At 55.0% G+C, this 19,987-nt stretch carries 14 protein-coding genes and 1 pseudogene; 12 read left to right on the forward strand and 3 right to left on the reverse strand.

Translation table 11 applies throughout. The features are described from left to right. Positions 1-17 precede the first annotated feature (17 nt). Positions 18-1,193 carry a YgeY family selenium metabolism-linked hydrolase gene (locus MCJ35_RS03435; RefSeq protein ID WP_025482988.1) on the reverse strand — a complete coding sequence of 392 codons (1,176 nt, stop codon included), beginning with the start codon at positions 1,191-1,193 and terminating at the stop codon, positions 18-20. A gap of 339 nt (positions 1,194-1,532) precedes the next feature. Here MCJ35_RS03435 and MCJ35_RS03440 point away from each other — a divergent pair, with 339 nt between their 5' ends. The 12 genes and pseudogenes from MCJ35_RS03440 to MCJ35_RS03500 all read left to right on the forward strand — a co-directional run bounded on the left by MCJ35_RS03440 (position 1,533) and on the right by MCJ35_RS03500 (position 16,990). After that, the gene (locus MCJ35_RS03440; RefSeq protein WP_025482986.1) at positions 1,533-2,219 is read left to right on the forward strand and encodes a GntR family transcriptional regulator; all 687 of its coding nucleotides are present in this window, start codon (positions 1,533-1,535) and stop codon (positions 2,217-2,219) included. A 132-nt stretch (positions 2,220-2,351) separates the two neighbouring features. Then, complete coding sequence (locus tag MCJ35_RS03445; protein WP_227809616.1) at positions 2,352-3,728, forward strand: MATE family efflux transporter; 1,377 nt, start codon at positions 2,352-2,354, stop codon at positions 3,726-3,728. Beyond that, positions 3,706-3,927, forward strand: coding sequence for a hypothetical protein (locus MCJ35_RS03450; protein WP_025482981.1), 222 nt, complete (start codon positions 3,706-3,708; stop codon positions 3,925-3,927). Before MCJ35_RS03445 ends, MCJ35_RS03450 begins: the two co-directional genes overlap by 23 nt. A 138-nt stretch (positions 3,928-4,065) precedes the next feature. Then, positions 4,066-5,505, forward strand: a complete 1,440-nt coding sequence (locus MCJ35_RS03455) for a D-alanyl-D-alanine carboxypeptidase family protein (RefSeq protein ID WP_025482979.1) — start codon at positions 4,066-4,068, stop codon at positions 5,503-5,505. Positions 5,506-5,614: 109 nt separating this feature from the next. Continuing rightward, positions 5,615-6,595, forward strand: a complete 981-nt coding sequence (locus MCJ35_RS03460; RefSeq protein WP_025482978.1) for a Gfo/Idh/MocA family protein — start codon at positions 5,615-5,617, stop codon at positions 6,593-6,595. Between the two features lie 162 nt (positions 6,596-6,757). Next, the gene (locus tag MCJ35_RS03465; protein ID WP_008722005.1) at positions 6,758-7,762 is read left to right on the forward strand and encodes a DUF4349 domain-containing protein; all 1,005 of its coding nucleotides are present in this window, start codon (positions 6,758-6,760) and stop codon (positions 7,760-7,762) included. A 288-nt stretch (positions 7,763-8,050) separates the two neighbouring features. Next, positions 8,051-9,553 (forward strand): sugar ABC transporter ATP-binding protein, encoded by a 1,503-nt coding sequence (locus tag MCJ35_RS03470; protein ID WP_025482975.1) that lies wholly within the window; start codon positions 8,051-8,053, stop codon positions 9,551-9,553. A 79-nt stretch (positions 9,554-9,632) separates the two neighbouring features. Continuing rightward, positions 9,633-10,664: an ABC transporter permease gene (locus tag MCJ35_RS03475; RefSeq protein WP_008722012.1), complete on the forward strand. Its 1,032-nt coding sequence runs from the start codon at positions 9,633-9,635 to the stop codon at positions 10,662-10,664. A gap of 133 nt (positions 10,665-10,797) precedes the next feature. Beyond that, the gene (locus MCJ35_RS31845; RefSeq protein ID WP_034576221.1) at positions 10,798-12,642 is read left to right on the forward strand and encodes a substrate-binding domain-containing protein; all 1,845 of its coding nucleotides are present in this window, start codon (positions 10,798-10,800) and stop codon (positions 12,640-12,642) included. Between the two features lie 117 nt (positions 12,643-12,759). After that, positions 12,760-14,349, forward strand: coding sequence for a response regulator transcription factor (locus tag MCJ35_RS03490; RefSeq protein WP_025482974.1), 1,590 nt, complete (start codon positions 12,760-12,762; stop codon positions 14,347-14,349). Between the two features lie 75 nt (positions 14,350-14,424). Beyond that, positions 14,425-15,467: pseudogene (locus MCJ35_RS03495) on the forward strand (sensor histidine kinase). After that, positions 15,464-16,990, forward strand: a complete 1,527-nt coding sequence (locus MCJ35_RS03500) for an ATP-binding cassette domain-containing protein (RefSeq protein ID WP_025482972.1) — start codon at positions 15,464-15,466, stop codon at positions 16,988-16,990. The pseudogene MCJ35_RS03495 and the gene MCJ35_RS03500 overlap by 4 nt, the downstream one beginning before the upstream one ends. 13 nt (positions 16,991-17,003) lie before the next feature. Here the strand turns inward: MCJ35_RS03500 and MCJ35_RS03505 are convergent, their stop codons facing one another. Together MCJ35_RS03505 and MCJ35_RS03510 are read right to left on the reverse strand one after the other, a co-directional pair. Further along, a complete protein-coding gene (locus MCJ35_RS03505) occupies positions 17,004-18,518 on the reverse strand; it encodes a xylulokinase (protein WP_025482971.1) in 1,515 nt (504 codons plus the stop codon). 17 nt (positions 18,519-18,535) lie between these two features. Next, positions 18,536-19,987 (reverse strand): ATP-binding cassette domain-containing protein, encoded by a 1,452-nt coding sequence (locus tag MCJ35_RS03510; RefSeq protein ID WP_081739041.1) that lies wholly within the window; start codon positions 19,985-19,987, stop codon positions 18,536-18,538.

Raw genomic sequence — 19,987 nt, forward strand, 5'->3', positions numbered from 1 at the left:
TATGTTAATACAATGGTTTATTTTGTAAGCTGGGAAAGGATGCCGTAGAATCCTTTGCAGGCCTTTTTCAGCTGATCAATCTCTATGTACTCATCCCTGACATGGGCCAGGCTCTCAAGGGACGGGCCGAAACCGATGCATGGGATTCCTGCCTCCCCGCAGAAATGGCTGCCGTTGGTACAGAATGAGAAGTGGGAGATGGGGGCGTCAATGCCGGCTTCCTTAAGCCCTGCCAGGGCCTTCTGCACCAACTCATCCTTCTCGTCGATAAGCCATGCGGGGAAATACCTCTTGGCCTCAATGGTCTCGCCGGTCCAGCACTTCTCGCTTCCTTCTGCCAGATATACCCTGGCTTTCAGATCCGGCACCTTCTTTTTCGCCTCCTCAATTGCTTCCTCAACCTGTCCCAGGATGAATGCTTCGTCCTCGCCAACCAGGGTGCGGCGGTCAAAGGTGGCCCTGCATATGGAGGGGACTACGGATGCGCCGGGATAGGGGGAGGAAATGATGTCCGTAAGCTCCAGGATTCCCTTGCCCAGGATTGGGTGCTCGTTTACTTTGATGTTCCGGATGGCTTCAATGACAGCCATCATATGATAGACTGCGTTCACTCCCTTTTCCGGATTGGAGGAGTGGCAGCTCTTTCCCTCTGTCTCCACAACTACCTCAGCCCGGCCCCTCTGGCCAATCTTGACCGTGGTCGTGGTGGCCTCGCCGATGATGACGAAATCAGGCTTTGCATGTCTGCTGATTTCACGGGAGGATACGCCTTCAAAGCATTCCTCATGCACGGTGCAGGATACACAGATATTGCCTGCAAAATCCTTTCCCGTGTCCTCTGCATACTGGGCAGCGGCTGTAATCATGGCGCAGACGCTTCCTTTCATATCAGAGGTGCCGCGGCCGTAAATCCTTCCATCTTCAATCTCTGCGGCAAATGGGTCATGGCTCCACTGGTCGCGGTCTATCACTTCCACAGTGTCAATGTGCCCGTCCATCAGGATTGTCTTTCCGGGACGGCTGCCGTGGATGATGCCCAGAACACTCCCGTATTTGTCAATGTCCACCTCGTCAAAACCATAGTCAATCATGGTTTTCTTCAAAAGTTCAGCTACGTCCTTCTCATGGCCGGACATGCTGGGAATGCGGATTGCCTCCTGGCACAGGGATACTAACAGTTCTTCTTTGTTCATGGTGCATGATCCTCACTTTCTGTGAATGTTTTTGAATTTGAACAATATTCTGTGTGCGATATATTGCATATTGAATATAGCATATGTGGATTGGATTGTAAAGGATTGTTATGAATTGGATTGTAAATATCGTCATAACTGATATAATTATTGATAAAAATATGTGCAATATATACTAAAAAGATGACTGGATTGGGAAAAAAAGGAGTGGAACCTTGATATATTCTTAACACTCTTGAAAGGAAAATGTGTATGTGATATATTATATATAACATACATTGCTTTCGGCAGAAAGCCGATTGGAAGCGAGACAACAACCGGACCACAGGAGGGCATACCGTGCCGATACCGAAAAAAGACAGCGCGCTGCAGCGCAAATCAGCCAAGGATTTAGTATATGAGACATTATGTGATTGGATCATGCGGGGGGAGATGATGCCGGGGGAGAAGCTTTTGGATACGGAGCTGGCCGCTTATTTTAATGTAAGCCGGACCCCGGTACGTGAAGCGCTCCAGATGCTGGAGGCCCAGAAATTAATTAAGGTAACGCCTGGCCGTGCAACCACGGTCGCGGATGTGGACAAGAACGATATTGAGAAATGTTACCGTCCCCTGGCGGAAATCCAGGGCCTGGCAGCCAGACAGGCGGCCCTCATACTGACCGGGACACAGCTGGCTGAGCTTGAACAGATCCAGAAGGAATTTTCAGAGGCATGCGATGCCAATCAGGCGGAACGTGCCATCCTCTGTGACAATGCGTTCCACGAACTGATTGTCAAGGCAGTGGGCAATGAATATATCATGGAATTTTCCCATATGCTGCTCCTGCATATCCAGAGGATTAAATACCACTATTTCCATAAGAATACGATGAGGAAGGAATCCGTCCAACACCACAGGGATATCCTGGACGCCCTGTCCGGGAAGGATGCGGACCGCGCAGGGGAGCTGATGCGGGGGCACTGGCTGCATGTGATGGAACGGTGCATACGGGAAGTGGATGTGGCTGGGGAACATACGATTTGACTGCTGCGGCAGCGCCGGTATATATCATGGCGCTGCCGTATTTTCATGTATCATATGTAGCCGCCGCTACTTAACTGTGTCCCGGTATTCCCCTATAATTTATGATAAAAGATATAAGGGGAGAATGAGCCTATGGAAAAGAGGACAGGCATTGACGCATTGGAACACGGCAGCATGGGAAGGCTGCTGTGCGGTTTCTGTATCCCATCCCTGGCCAGCAGCCTGGTGACTTCCGTCTATAATATCGTGGACCAGCTGTTTATTGGCAATGTCCTGGGGATTGTGGGCAATGCTGCCACCAACGTGGTGTTTCCGGCCATTACGCTGATTACGGCCCTGTCGCTGATGTGCGGCGTGGGGGCATCGGCTGCCATGAACCTGGCATTGGGCGGGGGAGAAGAGGAGAAGGCGCGCAGGATCGTGGGCAGCGGTTTTGGACTTATGGTATTGTGCGGGCTAATCCTTTCCGCGGTCATGGCGGTATGGACGGAACCATTCCTCTATCTGTTTGGATGTACCGGGGGCGTGATGCCCTATGCCCTGCCATATGCAAGGATTACGGCCCTGGCCTATGTGTTTTCAATCATCGGCGCGGCGGGTCCCTTCTTAATCCGGGCCGATGGCAGTCCCAACTATGCCCTTTGGTGCATTGCTGCCGGCGCCCTGCTTAACATAGTGCTGGATGCTGTTTTCATCCTGGGATTCGGCTGGGGTATCCGGGGGGCTGCGTGGGCCACGGCAGTGAGCCAGGCGGTGGGGGCGGCCATGGTCCTGCTCTACCTTCCCCGCTGCCGGACCATGGCCCTGCAAAAAAAGGATTTCTGGCCAGTGCCGCTGCTTTATGGGAAGATAGCGGCACTGGGGGCCGGACCGGCATTTAACTTCATGACGCAGGCCCTGGTGCAGATATTCCTTAATCATGCGCTCAGGAAATACGGTGCGTCATCGGTATATGGGAGTGAAATCCCTCTGGCAGTGGCCGGTGTGGCAAATAAGGTAAATACAATGGCGTCAGCAGTCGTAACCGGACTCACCAATGGCATGCAGCCCATTGTCAGTTATAATTTCGGACGCAGGAACTATAAGCGGGTGGCAGAGGCGGCCCGGACCGTGGTGGCCATGGTACTGGCTGCGGGATTCTGCATTTTTCTGTGTTACCAGCTGGTACCGGTGCGGATTACCGCGCTGTTCGGGAAGGGTACAAAAGAATACTTTGAATTTGCGGCCAGGTTTTTCCGTATTTTCCTGCTGTTCATTTTCCTGAATGGGCTGCAAAGCTCGGTGGGAGGATTCTTTTCCGCCCAGGGAAGGCCGGGGCGCAGCATATTGATATCCCTGACCCGCCAGGTTATTTTCCTTCCGCCGCTCCTGACCATCCTGCCAAGGTTTTATGGACTTGACGGTGTGCTTTGGGCGGGGCCTGCGGCGGACCTTGCCATGGCGGTGATTGCTGTTTTACTGCTTAGGAAGGAACTGCGCAGGCTGGATGAACTGGGACAGGGGGAGTGAATGGGAAGGCACGGATGAATGGTGTGGGGACGGACTGTGCTGGGACGGACTGTGCTGGGATGGACTGTGCTGGGACGGACTGCACTGGGACGGACTGTGCTGGGACGGACTGTGCTGGGACGGACTGTGCTGGGACGGACTATGCTGGGACGGACTGCACTGGGACAGATTGTGCTGGGAACGGACTGTGCTGGGATGAAGCGTACGGTATGGTGGCATCGTCCTGCCGCTGCATCGGATATATTATGGTTTTGCGGGAAAAATGACTGAAAATTGGGAATAAGCTGTTTGTCCGTCCCCATACAATTAGTAGCAGATGAGTTTATCGGAGGAAGATATGAAACGGATTGCAGCCATATTGTTATCATTTACAGTCCTGCTGGTCCATCCCGCGGCCACGGCGCTGGGGCAGGAGCCCGATATTGCCATACCTGTGGGAGCGGTTGCTGCTGACAGTGAACTGAGAACGGCTGTGGGCGGGAACGCGGGGGCGGCGCAGCCGGCGGACAGTCAGGCCGTGGACGGCCAGGCCGCAGATGGTCAGGCCGTGGACAGCCAGGATACCGGGGAGCGGATTGGGGATACCCAGGCAGTGGAGGTGCCTTCGGCAGACACCCGGTCCACAGAAGCGCCATCCACGGATTCCCAGCCAACAGAAGCGCCCTCTGCGGATACCCAGGCAGCGGTTCAGATAGCGGCGCCTTCTGCCGTGCTTATGGAGGCGTCCACGGGACAGGTAATCTACGAAAAGGGGGCGGACGAGAAGCGCAGCCCGGCCAGCGTTACCAAGGTCATGACCCTTATCCTTATATTCGATGCCCTGCAGTCGGGGAAAATCAATCTGACGGACGAGGTGGTCACCAGCGCCCATGCAAAATCCATGGGCGGTTCCCAGGTATTCCTGGAAGAAGGGGAGAAGCAGACCGTGGAAACCCTGATTAAATGCATTGTCATTGCCTCCGGCAATGATGCGTCAGTGGCCATGGCGGAGTACATAGGGGGGACGGAAGAGGAATTCGTGCGGATGATGAATGAGCGGGCGGCGGGGCTGGGTATGACCAATACCCATTTTGTGGACTGCTGCGGCCTTACGGAATCACCGGAGCATCTGACCACTGCCAGGGATATTGCCATCATGAGCAGGGAACTGATTAACAAATACCCCCAGATACATAATTATTCCACCATCTGGATGGAGAACATAACCCATGTCACAAAACAGGGAACCAAGGAGTTCGGCCTTTCCAACACCAACAAACTGCTTAAGATGGCAACGAATTTTAAGGTGACCGGATTGAAGACCGGCTCCACCTCCATTGCGAAGTACTGCCTGTCCGCCACAGCGGAAAAGGACGGCGTGCGGCTCATAGCCACCATCATGGCCGCCCCTGATTTCAAGGCCAGGTTCGGGGATGCCCAGACCCTGTTAAATTATGGCTATGCCAACTGCAAGCTCTACGAAGACAAGGAACATGTGCCCCTTCCCCAGATGCCCGTGACCGGCGGTGTGGAAGATGAGGTGGGCCTTGCATACGAAGGGGTATTCTCCTATCTCAGCCTGAAGGGGGAGGACCTGGGGGCAATTGAGAAAAACCTGGTGCTGGCAGAATCCATGCCCGCTCCCGTGGAACCGGGACAGAAGGCAGGCGTCCTTGAATACACCCTGGGAGGCAAGAAGCTGGGCGAGGTAAATGTACTCACCAATGGAAGCATCCGTGAGGCCGGGTACATGGATTACCTGAAACGGTTAGTGGGGGCCTGGAAGCTGAACCGCTAAAGGACAGGTGTCAGAAATATGGTATGGGATCTGCCCGGGATTTTTGCTATAATAGAAGCAGGAATCCCGGGCAGATTAAGTTTGATCCGGAAGAAGGAGGACAGGATCCATGCTTCGTTTTGCAATCATAGGAACAGGAAAAATCAGTCACACATTCATGAAGGCCGCCTTAAAGGTGCCTGGCTTTAAACTGGAGGCGGTCTGCTCCAGGTCACAGGACAATGGACGCGCTTTCGGGTCTGTTTATGGAGTGGACAAGGTGTACACCACGCTGGAGTCCCTGGCGGATGATAAGGAGGTGGACGCGGTATACATAGCAAGCCCCAACAGCAGCCACTGCGCCCAGACCGTATTCATGCTGGAACACGGTAAGCATGTGCTGTGTGAAAAGCCCATTGCATCCAATGCACGGGAACTGGAGCGCATGAGGAAGGCGGCGGACGGGAATGGGAGAATCCTTCTGGAGGCCATGCGCCCTGTGTTCGACCCCGGGTTTGCGAAGATAAAGGAAGCGATTCCGCGTCTGGGGCAGATCCGGCGCGCCGTGTTCCAGTACTGCCAGTATTCCTCCAGATATGATGCGTTTAAAAACGGAGTTATTGAAAATGCCTTTAACCCCGCCCTTTCCAATGCGGCCCTTATGGATATCGGCGTCTACTGCATCCACCCCATGGTGCTGCTGTTCGGAAGGCCGCAAAGGATTATGGCCTCAGGCATTTTCCTGCACAATCATATGGAAGGGGCAGGGACCGTGCTCATGGATTATGGTTCTATGCTGGGGGAGGCAAGATATTCCAAGATAACGGATTCCGCCCAGCCCAGTGAAATCCAGGGCGAGGATGCCAACATGCTCATCTGGCAGATACAGGATACCAGGAAGATTCAGGTTACATACCGGGACGGCAGGCCGGAGACATGGGAGATCCAGAAGGAAGACAACAATATGTATTACGAAGTGCGGCGGATGGTGGAACTCGCGCGGATGGATGGCGGAAGGGAGCTGGCCGCAGCCCATCTGGAAGGTTCGGTCATGGAGATGGAGGTCATGGATAAGGTGAGGGAACTGACGGGGATACGGTTTGGGGAGTGAGACATCCCATGGCGCTGTCATCAGGATTGGGCATAAGATTACATTGTGCGGTAGATTTTCTTAATCCTTTGTTACTTCTATTGAAAAGGGGATTTTCACATGTTATCGTAATATTATCTGATAAGAGTGTGAAAAATCTGATTTTTCAAGGAGGTAAGTATTATGAGGAAAAGAGTACTGTTTTATGGCTTTGCCGTGTTCCTGTCAGCCATACTGGGGGTGTCGGCCTGCGGAGGAAGTTCCAGGAGCAGCCAGACAGCCGTTGCCATGACAGAGGCCGCATATGAGAACATGGCTGCGGCGGAATCGGCGGCCGGAACGGATTGGGATGACCCTGCGCAATGGGAGGGGGCTGCGGATAAGGCCGGGGTGACGGATACCGCATCCCTTGGGCAGGCCATTCCCCCCAACCGCAAGCTGATACGCAACGTGACCCTGTCCGTGGAGACAGATGCATTTGACCAGATGATGAAGACGCTGACAGACAAGGTTGGGGAACTGGGCGGATATGTGGAGCAGTCGGACATATCGGGCAACAGCCTGAACTACCAGAATGAGCTGGTTCCACGGTATGCGTCCCTTACGGTCCGCGTCCCCATTGACAGGCTGGACGGGTTTGTATCCACGGTGGAGGCGAACGGCAATATCACCAACAAATCAGAAAACACCCAGGACGTTACCTTGCAGTACAGCGACCTGGAAAGCAGGAAGAAATCCCTGTCCGTGGAACAGGAGCGCATCTGGGCCTTACTTGAGAAGGCGGATACGCTGGAGGCGGTCATTGCCCTGGAAGAACGGCTTTCCGAAATCCGCTACCAGCTGGAATCCATGGAATCACAGCTCAGGCTGTACGACAACCAGGTGGATTACAGCACGGTCTATCTGGACGTCCGTGAGATCAGGGAGGCCGCATCCTTTACGCCCACTGAACCAGAAGGAATCGGACAGCGGATTGAGAAAGGATTTACAAAGAACCTCAATGCCGTGTCCAGGGGGGCAACCGGCTTCCTGATCTGGTTCCTGGCGGCCAGCCCAATCTGGCTTCCTCTGGCAGTGATTGTCATTCTCATACTTCTGATACTGCGCCGGAGTAAGAGGAGGATGCAGGAAAGGCTTAAGTCATACGTAATCCATGATGAGAAGGAAGCGGAAGATACAAAAGAATGATATTCATTATAGTTCATTACAATACCATAGGCCCTCTGCCAATGTCTGGTTGGCAGGGGACTTTTTTTGGTTTATCATAAAATGCTGCTAACGGGACGTTTTCGTGACATAATATATGAAAAATGATGGATGTATAAGGGGAGGACACGCGCTGTATTGTAAAAGTGCATAATAATACCCCCCTAATTAGGATCATGCCCCCCTTATCCGTGCAGATGAGTCCTGCTATAATAAAACCAGAGAATAGAGGTCTGAATACTGATTACAGAGAAGGACAGGTGGCTGAAAATGAGCGAAACGATTGTTTCCATGGAGAACATCTGCAAGAGTTTTCCGGGAGTGAAGGCATTGGACCATGTGCATTTTGAACTGCGTTCCGGTGAGGTCATGGCGCTTCTGGGAGAGAACGGCGCTGGAAAAAGTACCCTGATGAAGGTGCTCAGCGGCGTCTATACAAGGGATGAAGGCACGGTACGGATATTCGGGAAAGAGTATGGGGACATGAACCCAAAGCAGGCCCAGGAGGCAGGAGTTGCAATCATACACCAGGAACTTAATATGTGCAGGCATCTCTCCGTATCAGAGAACATGTTCCTGGGGCGGGAGAAGGTAAAGGGCATGGTCCTGTCCAACAAGGAGATGGAGGAGGAAGCCAGGACCATCCTGAACGAGCTTAAAATCGACCTGGATCCCCATCAGGTGGTGGGCGACCTTCCGGTGTCCAAACAGCAGATGGTGGAGATTGCAAAAGCCCTTTCCACCCATGCCAGGATCCTTATCATGGATGAGCCTACCTCGGCGCTGACGGCCCGTGAGATTGAGGACCTGTTCCGTATCATACACAACCTGAAGGAAAAGGGATGCGGGATTGTATACATATCCCACCGCCTGGAAGAACTGCAGTCCATTGTGGACCGGGTTACCATCATGCGCGACGGGCAGTACATAACAACCATGAATTTTGAGGACACCACACTGGATGAAATCATTTCCAACATGGTGGGCAGGGAGATTAAGGAAAAGTTCCCCCGCGTCACATGCGACAAGGGCAGGCTGGTGCTGGAGGTCAGGAACCTGAATGCGGGCAGGATGGTCAGGGATGTTAATTTTTCCCTTTACGAAGGGGAAATCGTCGGCTTTGCAGGGCTTATGGGAGCGGGCAGGACCGAGACCACCAGGGCCATATTCGGTATCGACCCCAAAGAAAGCGGGCAGTTTTTCCTGGATGGAAAGGAAATCACGATCCGAAGGCCGGAGGACGCCATCCAGGCCGGAATCGTCCTGGCTCCTGAGGACAGGAAAAAGGACGGCCTGTGCACCAAGCTGAGCATCCGCCATAACATCGCCCTCCCCAACCTGGATCTGCTGTGCAACCGGTTAGGGGTGGTCAGCCGGTCCAAGGAAGATGAGATGTGTGATAAGGTGGTGGCTGACTTAAAGGTCAAGACGCCCAATGTGGATGTGAATGCAGGCAACCTTTCAGGCGGCAACCAGCAGAAGGTGGTGGTGGGCAAATGGCTGGCCAGGAACTCACGGGTGGTGATATTTGATGAACCCACCAGGGGAATCGACGTGGCGGCAAAGGTTGAGATATATAACCTTATGAACCAGTTAAAACAGCAGGGGATTGCGGTCATGTTCGTATCCTCCGAGATGCCGGAGGTCATGGGCATTGCGGACCGGATCGTGGTCATGTGCGACGGGCGCATCACCGGGGAACTGATGGCGGATGAAGCCACCCAGAACAGTATCCTGACACTGGCAACCAGGTTTGAGAAAAAGGTAGTATGACCTGAGTACAGCAGGCCATGCACTGCACGCAGGCGCGGGAATACAGGCGCCGGGTGCGTATAGCGAGGAGGAAAAAGCAATGAATCACAAGAATCAAGGGGCTGTGAAACAGTTTTTGAATATCCGGGGCATGAGGGGCGCTTTGACTGCATTTGCAGGACTTATCATCATTTACATCGCATTTGGCGCCATCAATCCCACTGTGTTTTCCGGGCAGAACGTGACCAATCTGTTCCGTTCCATGTCCAAGTACCTGATCATCGGTATCGGGCAGAGCTATGTGCTCATAACGGGCAATATCGACCTATCCATCGGTTCCGTGGTGGGCATGAGCGCCATGATAAGCGCAACCCTGATGACACACGGGGTTAATCCCATGGCGGCAATCCTCATCACATTGATCTGCTGCCTGGCCATCGGGGTCATCAACGGTATCCTGGTTGGAAAGTTCCAGCTGCCGCCCTTCATTGCAACACTGGGAACCATGTTCGTGGCCAGGGGCGTTGCCTATATGGTAAACGGCAACCGGAATACGGACGCCATCAGCTCCGGTATCGGCAAGGAGGCGGCTGATAAGTTCCAGGCATTTTTCTACTATGGCAAGACCGCGGGTGTGTTTAATACCTTCTGGATTGCGCTGGTGCTGTTCATCGCCTTCTTCTTCCTGCTCTCCAAGACCAGGACCGGGCGCCATATCTATGCCATCGGCTCCAATGTGGAGGCAGCCAAGCTGTCAGGCGTAAGCGTGGTGGCAACCGTGACAAAGACATATCTTGTCAGCGCATTCTGCTCCTTCGTGGTGGGGCTCATCCTTTGCGGCCAGGCCAACATGGGCAACATGGAGGCAGGCAATATGTATGAGATGTACGCGGTTGCGGCCGGCGTTATCGGCGGTATCTCACCTCTTGGCGGGACCGGAATCCTGCTGGGGACATTTGCAGGAGCGGCTGTGTGGCAGACACTGGAGAACGGACTTAATATGATTGGGGTCCAGGTAGGGATCCAGCGCCTTGTAATCGGTATCATCGTGGTATTTGCAGTGCTTCTGGATGTGGTGCTGCGCAAGGGCATGCTGATTCGGAAACGCCCCATGGCAGAGAAGAAGGCGTAGGGAAATGAATGAGGATTAGACGCCTGGGGGAATGCCTGCGGCACAGGTTCACACCCTGCGACCGCAGCAATCCCGGCAGCGCTAATATATATGTATGAGAAACGTATGTGAAAGCAAAAAGGAGGAAAATGCAATGAAAAAAATGTTAGCATTGGCCTGTTCCCTGGGCCTGGCAGCTTCCCTTATCACGGGATGCGGCAGCAAGACAGAGGATGTGGCGGCTACCACGGCAGCATCCGCAGCCACTGAGGCGGCAAAGACGGAGACACCGGCAGCCGGCTCCGGGACCATGATTGCCCTGATAACCATGGACTCCATTGACCAGCACTGGGTAACGCTGAACGAGGGCGCGCAGAAGGCGGCGGGGGAGCTGGGCGTGACCGTACAGTTCATGGCTCCCAATACAAAAGACGATGCGCAGCAGATTGAGTGTGTGAACAACGCGGTGTCAGCAGGCGCAAAGGCCATTATCGTGGCTGCAAACGGCCCGGATGCCATCTCATCCGCACTGAAGGAGGCCCAGTCCTCAGGCGTCAAGATCGTGTATGTGGATTCACCGGCCAACGTGGATGCAGAGGCAACCTTCTCCACGGACAACAAGGCGGCCGGCAAGACAGCCGGGGAGGAAATGCTAAAGGCGTTAAGCGCGGCAGGCGTTACATCCGGCTCCATCGGCATCATCAATGTGAACGCTGCAACGGATTCCTGCGTCATGCGTGAAGAAGGCTTCCGCTCCGCATTTGAGGGCAAGGGCTTCACAATGCTGGAGACACAGTACGGCGAAGGCGATGCAGCCAAGTCCCAGAGCATTGCTGAGAACTACATCACCCAGGGCGTGGTGGGAATCTTTGGCTGTAATGAAGGCTCCACCACCGGGGCAGGCAATGCCATCAAGGCATCAGGCAAGGATGGGATCATCGGCGTGGGCTTTGATAAGTCGGACGCCATCATGGGATTGATCGGTGACGGATACCTGCTCTGCACCATGGCGCAGAACCCGGACGTCATGGGCTATGAAGGCGTCAAGGCGGCTGTTGCTGCTGTGGGCGGGGAATCCCTGGGCGGCAAGGTAACCGACACAGGCGTATCTGTCCTCACGGCACAGGGCGGGACAGCCAGCGCGGCAGCCGGGGAAACTACCGCAAAGGCCAGCAAGGAATATAGGATTGCCCTTATTACCATGGACTCCATTGACCAGCACTGGGTAACGCTGAACGAGGGCGCACAGAAGGAAGCAGAGGCCCTTGGCGTTTCCGTAACCTTCATGTCCCCCAATACCAAGGATGACGCACAGCAGATTGAGTGTGTGAACAATGCGGTTGCAGGCGGCTACGAGGCAATCATGGTAGCTGCAAACGGCCCGGATGCCATCTCATCCGCACTGAAGGAGGCCCAGTCCTCAGGCGTCAAGATCGTGTATGTGGATTCACCGGCCAACGTGGACGCAGAGGCAACCTTCTCCACGGACAACAAGGCAGCCGGCAGGACAGCCGGTGAGGAAATGTTAAAGGCATTAGAGGCAGCAGGCGTGACGTCCGGTTCCATCGGCATCATCAACGTGAATGCTGCAACGGATTCCTGCGTCATGCGTGAAGAGGGCTTCCGCTCCGCATTTGAGGGCAAGGGCTTTACACTGCTGGAGACACAGTACGGCGAAGGCGACGCAGCCAAGTCCCAGAGCATTGCTGAGAACTACATCACCCAGGGCGTGGTGGGAATCTTTGGCTGTAATGAAGGCTCCACCACCGGGGCAGGCAATGCCATCAAGGCATCAGGCAAGGACGGGATCATCGGCGTGGGCTTTGATAAATCAGACGCCATCCTTGGACTGATTGACGACGGATACCTGCTCTGCACCATGGCACAGAACCCGGACGTAATGGGTTCAAAGGGCGTGGAAGCCTGTGTTAAGGCCCTTGAGGGAGATTCCCTTGGCGGGGTTGTATCCGATACAGGCGTGTCTGTCCTGAAAAAATAATAAATCCTGAACATACAGCAAGAACGCCGCTCTGAGGAACGGCGTTTTTGTTGAAATGCAAAACCCGGCATGATATGATACAGGGAAGGGAATGTAAAAGGCCTGAGGGGGGAACTTATGTTAAAAGTAATTATCGCGGATGACGAGCGCCTGATATGCAGGCTGGTCCAGGCCCTGGCTGACTGGGATTCCCTGGGCATGGAGGTGACGGCCCTGGCTGAGAACGGCCTGGAAGCGCTGGAACTCATTAAGTCCAGGGAGCCGGACATACTGATTACGGATATCCGTATGCCTGGATGCGACGGCCTGGAGCTGATACGCAGCGCAAAAGAACTGGTGCCGGACCTGGAGGTGGTCATCATCAGCGGATACGCGCATTTTGAATATGCCCAGAAAGCAATGAAATACGGGGCGGGATATTATCTGTTAAAACCCATTAAGCAGACAGAGCTAATGGAAACCCTGGAAAAGATACGGGAAAAATGTGAGGCCAGACAGGAGACCAGGACGGCCATCCACCGCCAGCACCAGAACAGCCAGGAGGACCTGAGCCGTATCCGGGAAAGCCTGATGAAGGACCTGCTGTCCGGCAGCCTGAATGACCTGACGGCGGAAACCTTGAGGAACAGTTACCATGTGGATACGTCCGGGGACATGTACCAGGTGTTCATGGTGAAGATGGACTGCAGCATGGAGCAGGTGAACCGCACGGCGGCCGGGGTCATACAGGAAAAAATCAGGGATATTTTTAATCATACAATGACCTCCATCTGCTGTGACATGGTGCTGTATTTCCAGTCCTATACCGGGTATGGGCTTCTCAATTACGATTCCGGCCGCAGGGACGAGGTGCGCAGGGGGCTGCGGGAATGCCTTAACCACCTGGAAGTGAAAAAGGACCTGATGGGCCCCCTTGATTTCACCCTGTCCCTGGGCGCGCCCACTGCTGCGCCGGGCCAGCTTGGTGTTTCCCTGGAGGGGGCAAAGGGCGCCATGTGGGAGCGGCTGATGGAGGGGACCGGGAGGCTTTTGGAAACCGTGCCTGCTGGTTCCGGTTTGGAGAAGCAGAACCTTTTGGACCGGTACATGAAGCTGATGGAGCATTCCGTGGATACCCTGAACCTGGAGGAGGCAGGGGAGGCATGCAGCATGCTGGAACGCGAGGTACTGGGGCTGGAGCGGATCTGCGGCAGGGAAATACTGGAACTGGTGCTGTCTGCCGGACGTCTGTTCATTGCCAGGACCGCCCTCAGCCATGTGGAGGAAATCCAGCAGGATTTTGCGGCCTGCTGCAGCCAGTGCAGCACGGTTGGCGGTCTGTTCGGACAGCTGAAACAGATACAGGCCAGGCTTCTGTCAGAGGCCAGGGACCTTCGCAGCAATGAGGCAGCCCGCCCCATCCGCATTGCCAAGCAGTATGTGATGCAGCATTACCAGGAGCCTATCACCCTGGAAACCGTGTGCGAGGACATCGGTTTCAGCGTCAACTATTTCAGCACCCTGTTCAAACGGGAAACAGGGGAGGGATTTGCCAAATACCTTACCAGGGTCAGGATGGAAGAAGCCAAGACACTTTTACGGGAAACCAGCCTTCCTGTGGCTGAGATATGTGAGAAGGTGGGATACAGCGACAGGAAGCATTTTACCCATACCTTCCACAAGGACACGGGGCTGAACCCGGCGGAATACAGGAAGCTGTATGGGTAGGGATGGGCGGCGAAGGAATGGGCGGTGACAGAATAGACGCTGGCGAAGGAATTATGTTGGAAGGAGGCAGGGGATATGAAACGTTTTGAATATCTGTCAGTCCGGGTCATGGTACTGCTGGCGGCGGCGCTGTGTATCCATCTGTTTCTGATTGCCGGGCTTCTGTTCCTGGCATTCCTGGGCAATGCGCCCTTCTGGCCCGCCATCCTGTCCCTGGTTCTGCTGGTTGTGCTGCTATGGTGGTTTTACGCCATGATCCTGAAGCCCTATCTTCACATGGAACGGACCATGCGCCTGTTCCTGGACGGATATACCACGGCGGACCTGACCCATCTGTGCCAGACCGCCCCAACGCCCATGGTTTACCAGATGCTGGCCCATATGATGAAAATCATGGACTCCTCGGAGCTGCTTAAGCTGAACAAACGGCAGGCCCAGTATCTGGCCCTGCAGAACCAGATTAACCCCCATTTCCTGTATAATACGCTGGAGAGCATCCGCAGCGAGGCGCTTATAGCAGGGCTTACAAGTGTGGCGGACATGACGGAGGCCCTTGCGGCATTTTCCGCTACACCATCAGTAAGGTGGAGAACCTGGTGTCCGTGGAGGAAGAACTGGAGAACTGCCAGACCTACTTCCGGATCCAGCAGTACAGGTTCGGCTCACGGCTGAGCCTGACCATTGAATGTGACCCGGAGGAGCGGGAAGAAATCTATGGCTGCCGCCTTCCGAAGCTGACCATGCAGCCCATCCTGGAAAACAGCATCATCCATGGCACGGAGTGCAAGATAGGTACAGGCCATCTGACCATCCATCTGGAGCGCAGCGGGAAACGGCTCCTGATCCGCATATCCGACGACGGTGTGGGGATGGATGAGGAGGTCCTGTCCAGGATGAATGAACGGCTGGGCAGGAGCGGACAGGCATTTGCCTCCCAAGGCTCGGAAACCAGGGGAGGAATCGCGCTTGTGAATGTAAATAACCGTATCCATCTGCTGTTTGGGGAGGAATACGGGCTTCACGTGTTCTCCATGCCGGGGGTGGGCACGGATGTGGAGATTAACCTGCCGGCCATTGCCAATGACAGGGAGCTTAAGAATAAAGAGGCTTTAAAATGAGGGAAGAAGTATTCCGCATGGAGCGTGTGACATACTGCGAACAGGGAGTGGCCCTGCTGGAGAATTTCAGCATGACCATCTGGACAGGGGAGATACTGGGGCTTGTGCCTGCCAATCATTTTGGGCTATCGGCCCTGATGCGGCTGCTGCGCCAGAACCTGCCCCTGCACTATGGATTTGTTTACTATAAGGAAAAGCTGGTCAATGACTGGCGTTTTCCCTGTACCGGCATGAACCGGGTCAGCACCAACCGGGTCAGTATCATCCAGAATCAGAGCTGTCTGGCAAAGGACCTGACGGTGGCTGACAACATTTTCGTGCTCAGGCCGGGGTTCCGCAAGAGGCTGATGCAGCCCAGGATCCTGCGGGAGCAGATAAAGCCTTTCATGGAAGATATCGGGATGGAGATACCTGCGGATGCCTACATAGAAGACCTCAGTACCTTTGAACGCTTTGTGGTGGAGCTTTTAAAGGCAGTGGTTGCCGGGAACCATCTGGTGGTGCTGGAGGATATCAGCACCTTCATCAGCGCGGCGGAGCTTGAAAAACTCAGCAGCATCCTGCGCCACTATGCAAAGCGGGGGATGTCGTTCCTGTACGTGGCAGCCCATTTTGAGGAGGCGCAGCAGATCTGCGACCGCGCGGCCCTCATGCTCAACGGGCAGATCATAAAATGCTTTGGCGGGGCAGAAAAGCCCCCGGATCCATTCTTCCTGCGGTGCACGGAGGACTTTGACCGCCATGTACGGGAGCGGATGGCCCGCCGGAACCGGCCGGAGCCGGGCACGGACCATATTGTCTTCAGGATGGAAAACCTGTGCTGCGGGCAGGTGGAGAACCTGAGCTTTTCAGCGTATGAGGGGGAATGCCTGGTGGTGCAGGATCTGGACAACTGCATGATCCGGGAGCTGATACCGGTGCTGTCAGGCGGGAGCAGGCAAAAGAGCGGCAGTATATGGATTAACGGGACCCTGTCAGGGGGCCTGCATGACCGCCGCGTGGCCATCATCCAGGAGCTGCCCGTCCACACCATGCTGTTTCCCAATATGAGCTATCTGGATAACCTGTGCTTTACGCTGGACCACCGGATGGACGGCGTGTGGAGGAAGAGGAAGATTAAAAAAAGCCTGCGCAGGGAATACGCGGGCTTTTTAGGGGAGGATGTATTTGACACGCCCATCGAGCGGCTGACCGAACGGCAGAAATATGACTTGATTTACACCAGGATCTTTCTGCAGAACCCGGAAATCGTGTTCTGTGTCCAGCCTTTTAAAAGTGCGGAGGTATCCCTGCGCATCCATATCATGGAACTGCTGGAACGCTTCCTGAACCGGGGAATCCCGGTGGTCATCATGGCAGTGAACCTGGCTGATTCCCTGGCCCTGGCCGACCGGCTGCTGCGGGTGGGACGGGGCGGGACCGTGCAGGAATACTGCAGGGATGAATTTGCGGCCCTGCCGGTGAATACTCCGTGGCTGTACCTGTATCAGGAGGGACAGGGGGGTGGGAGGACGGAGGATTGAGGATAGGGATGGGTCATGCTTTTGGCATCATCCCGCTTAATTCGGCCAGGTATCCTGTCCATCTGCGATAGACCGCCAGAAGCTTTTCGTATAAGGCGCTGGCGTCCGGATCAGGCAGGGAGAGGTCCTCAGTCCGGTGGATGTGCGGGATGCGGTCATAACCATCCCACAGGCCGCATCCGTTGGCTGCCAGGGCCGCGGCGCCTAAGGATGCGGCGTTCTGGTCAATGTTGGTTTTCAGGACAGGAAGATGATAGATGTCCGCAAATATCTGGCGCCATACGGCGCTTTTGCTGCCGCCGCCGCAGATGAGCATTTCCCCGGTGATATCGGTCTGGGTCATAAGGATGTCCAGGGTGCAGCGCAGGGACATGGCGATGCCTTCCATGGACGCCCGCACCAGGTCCTCCCTGGTGGTGCTGAGGGATAATCCCATGAACCCGCCTTTCAGGTCGGGAGATGGCTCCTGGGCGCTGCCGCCGGCCAGGGTGGGGTTGAACATGACCCCGTTGCTGCCCGGGGGAACGCTTTCAGCCATGCGGTTCATGGCCTCATAGGTGTCGGTGTCATCCCCTAAATCCCTGCACAGGTTATCCCGGATCCAGCGGAAGGAATTGCCTGCGGAGAAGATGGAGACGGCACATGTATAGTACCCCTTCCTGGCATGGGCAAATACAAAGGGCTTTGTATCCCTGTCCACAATGGGCCTGGAGGAGGTCACGGCAATCCAGCTGGAGGAACCCAGGGAAGTATAGGCAACCCCTTCCTTTAATCCGCGTGCGCCTAGGGCCATGCAGGTGTTGTCAACCGCGCCGCAGGCAACCGGGGTGCCTTCTGCCAGTCCGGTCATCCGGGCCGCCTCCGGGGTGACGGTTCCGATGATGGCATCGCTGGGGCGGATTTCAGGGAACAGTTCCGGACGGATTCCTGCCGCCTCCATGTATTCCGGCTCATAATCCCATTTTAAAAGGTTAAACACCCCGAATCCCGATGCGTAGGAGGGGTCCGTACACATGGTGCCGGTGAGCATGTAATTGATGAAGTCCTTGGACCCCAGGATTTTGTGAATCTGACGGTACAGGACGGGCTGGTGCTTCTTCATCCACATCAGCTTGGCGACGGTGTAACATTCAGCCGGGTCCCCGTTGCCTGTGGTCATGTACCAGCTGTCATAATCCAGCCTTGAAAACAGTTCCTCTGCCTCTTCCTTTGCCCGCATGTCACACCAGATGGGCACCTGGTCAGCCAGAAGGCTGCCGCGGCTGTCCAGGGGCACGGCCACCAGGCTGTGGCCGGAAAGGGCGACACAGGCAATGTCCGACGCAGGTGAGCCGGACGTCACAAGCAGCTTTTTTGTGGCGGCGCAGACATGGTCCCACCAGTCCATGGGACGCTGCTCCACAAAATGTTCCTGCGGAAAATACGTTTTGTACTGGATGAACACGTCGGCCAGTGAGTCCCCGTCCTCTGAAAACAGGGAGGCCTTGATGCCTCCGGTCCCCAGGTCATAAGCAATCAGCTTTTTCATATGAAAATCCCCCTATCTTACAGAACAGAATATAAAAAATCATTAGTGATTTCATCTGCCGGATACAGCCCTACCTGTTCCCCTGCCTTTAAAAGCAGGATGCGGTCGCACATACCGATCAGCTCTGAGAAATCCGAGGAAATCAGAATGATGGAGGCGCCCCGGGCCAGCAGCGCGTTGTATATATTGTAAAGCTCGCTTTTGGACGTCAGGTCCAGGTTGCTGGACGGCTCGTCAAATATGTAGAGCTTGGCGTCCTGATACAGGGAGCGGGCAATCAGCACCTTCTGCATCTCACCCTGGCTTAACTGGTCCACGGGAACACGGCAGGAGGGCTTGCGTATGCTCAGCCTGTCCATATAATCCCGGGCATACAGATCCAGGGTATGGCCGGAAATCATGTAAAACCGGGCGGCCTTCTGCACGTTGGAGGAGGTGATGTTAAAGGTAAGGTCCTTGCCGGAGAACAGCGAGCGGTCCCCGCAGTCTCCGGGCAGGATGCTGACCGCACCGGCCCGGTCCAGGGCAGGGGCATATACCAGGCGGCCGGAGGTAATGGGACGTTCCTTCATGATGGCATTGATGAGGGTGGTGCGGCCGGAGCCGACTACCCCGGCAATGCCAAGGATTTCCCCTTCCTGGAGGGTAAATGAGACATCCTTGATGATGCCGCTGGATATGTGGCTGGCTGTCAGGAGCGGCTGTCCCGGCGTCCTTGGCAGCTTCGGATATGAAAAGTTCTTCTTAAAGGTCAGGACCCGTCTGACAAAGGCCTCATCCCCCAGTTCGGCCCGGGAGTAGGACTCGGCAATCCTTCCCTGTTCCACCAGTGAAATGCGGTCGCAATAACGGATTACCGTGGAATACTCATGGGAAATAAGGATGATGCAGATGTTCTTCTGCTTCAGCCCGGTCAAAAGGCTCATGATCCGCTTTGTCTCTAACACAGTGAGGGAGGCGGAGAACTCATCCATAATAAGGATACTGGGCCTGCATAACAGGATCCGTCCAATCTGAAGCAGGCATTTCTCACCCTGGGACAGATGGTCCACGGACTGTCCCAGGTCCAGGTCCAGCCCAAGTTCCTTAAGGACCTGGCGGCATACGGCTTCCTTCTTTTCCCTGGGCGGATTAAACAGCCGGTTGTGGAAAATAAGCTGCTCGATGCCCAGCAGGAGGTTGTCCATGATGCTTTTACCGGGAAAGAGCTGGAGGGATTCGGTCATGAGATAGATGCCGTTCCTGTGGGCGGAAGATATGCTGTGTATGTCCAGCTTCCTGTCATCCAGCCATATGTCCCCGGATATACGGGGAATCATGCCCGCCAGGACCTTGGCCAGGGTGGTCTTGCCCTCGCCGTTGCTTCCGATAATGGCAGTAATCTCCCCGGACGCAGCCTCAAAGTCCATATGGCTTTCCGGAAACGGGCCTGCACAAACATTTGTCATACGAACTACGAATTTATCCAT

It is taken from the genome of Enterocloster sp. OA13, from assembly GCF_022440595.1.
GTDB classification, from domain to species: Bacteria; Bacillota; Clostridia; order Lachnospirales; family Lachnospiraceae; genus Enterocloster; species Enterocloster hominis.

Coding starts and splice junctions, on each gene's coding strand:
- MCJ35_RS03445 (WP_227809616.1), top strand. CDS start 2,352: ATGGAAAAGAGGACAGGCATTGACGCATTGGAACACGGCAGCATGGGA.
- MCJ35_RS03455 (WP_025482979.1), top strand. CDS start 4,066: ATGAAACGGATTGCAGCCATATTGTTATCATTTACAGTCCTGCTGGTC.
- MCJ35_RS03475 (WP_008722012.1), top strand. CDS start 9,633: ATGAATCACAAGAATCAAGGGGCTGTGAAACAGTTTTTGAATATCCGG.
- MCJ35_RS03435 (WP_025482988.1), bottom strand. CDS start 1,193: ATGAACAAAGAAGAACTGTTAGTATCCCTGTGCCAGGAGGCAATCCGC.
- MCJ35_RS03460 (WP_025482978.1), top strand. CDS start 5,615: ATGCTTCGTTTTGCAATCATAGGAACAGGAAAAATCAGTCACACATTC.
- MCJ35_RS31845 (WP_034576221.1), top strand. CDS start 10,798: ATGAAAAAAATGTTAGCATTGGCCTGTTCCCTGGGCCTGGCAGCTTCC.
- MCJ35_RS03450 (WP_025482981.1), top strand. CDS start 3,706: ATGAACTGGGACAGGGGGAGTGAATGGGAAGGCACGGATGAATGGTGT.
- MCJ35_RS03490 (WP_025482974.1), top strand. CDS start 12,760: ATGTTAAAAGTAATTATCGCGGATGACGAGCGCCTGATATGCAGGCTG.
- MCJ35_RS03465 (WP_008722005.1), top strand. CDS start 6,758: ATGAGGAAAAGAGTACTGTTTTATGGCTTTGCCGTGTTCCTGTCAGCC.
- MCJ35_RS03505 (WP_025482971.1), bottom strand. CDS start 18,518: ATGAAAAAGCTGATTGCTTATGACCTGGGGACCGGAGGCATCAAGGCC.
- MCJ35_RS03470 (WP_025482975.1), top strand. CDS start 8,051: ATGAGCGAAACGATTGTTTCCATGGAGAACATCTGCAAGAGTTTTCCG.
- MCJ35_RS03500 (WP_025482972.1), top strand. CDS start 15,464: ATGAGGGAAGAAGTATTCCGCATGGAGCGTGTGACATACTGCGAACAG.
- MCJ35_RS03510 (WP_081739041.1), bottom strand. CDS start 19,987: ATGGATAAATTCGTAGTTCGTATGACAAATGTTTGTGCAGGCCCGTTT.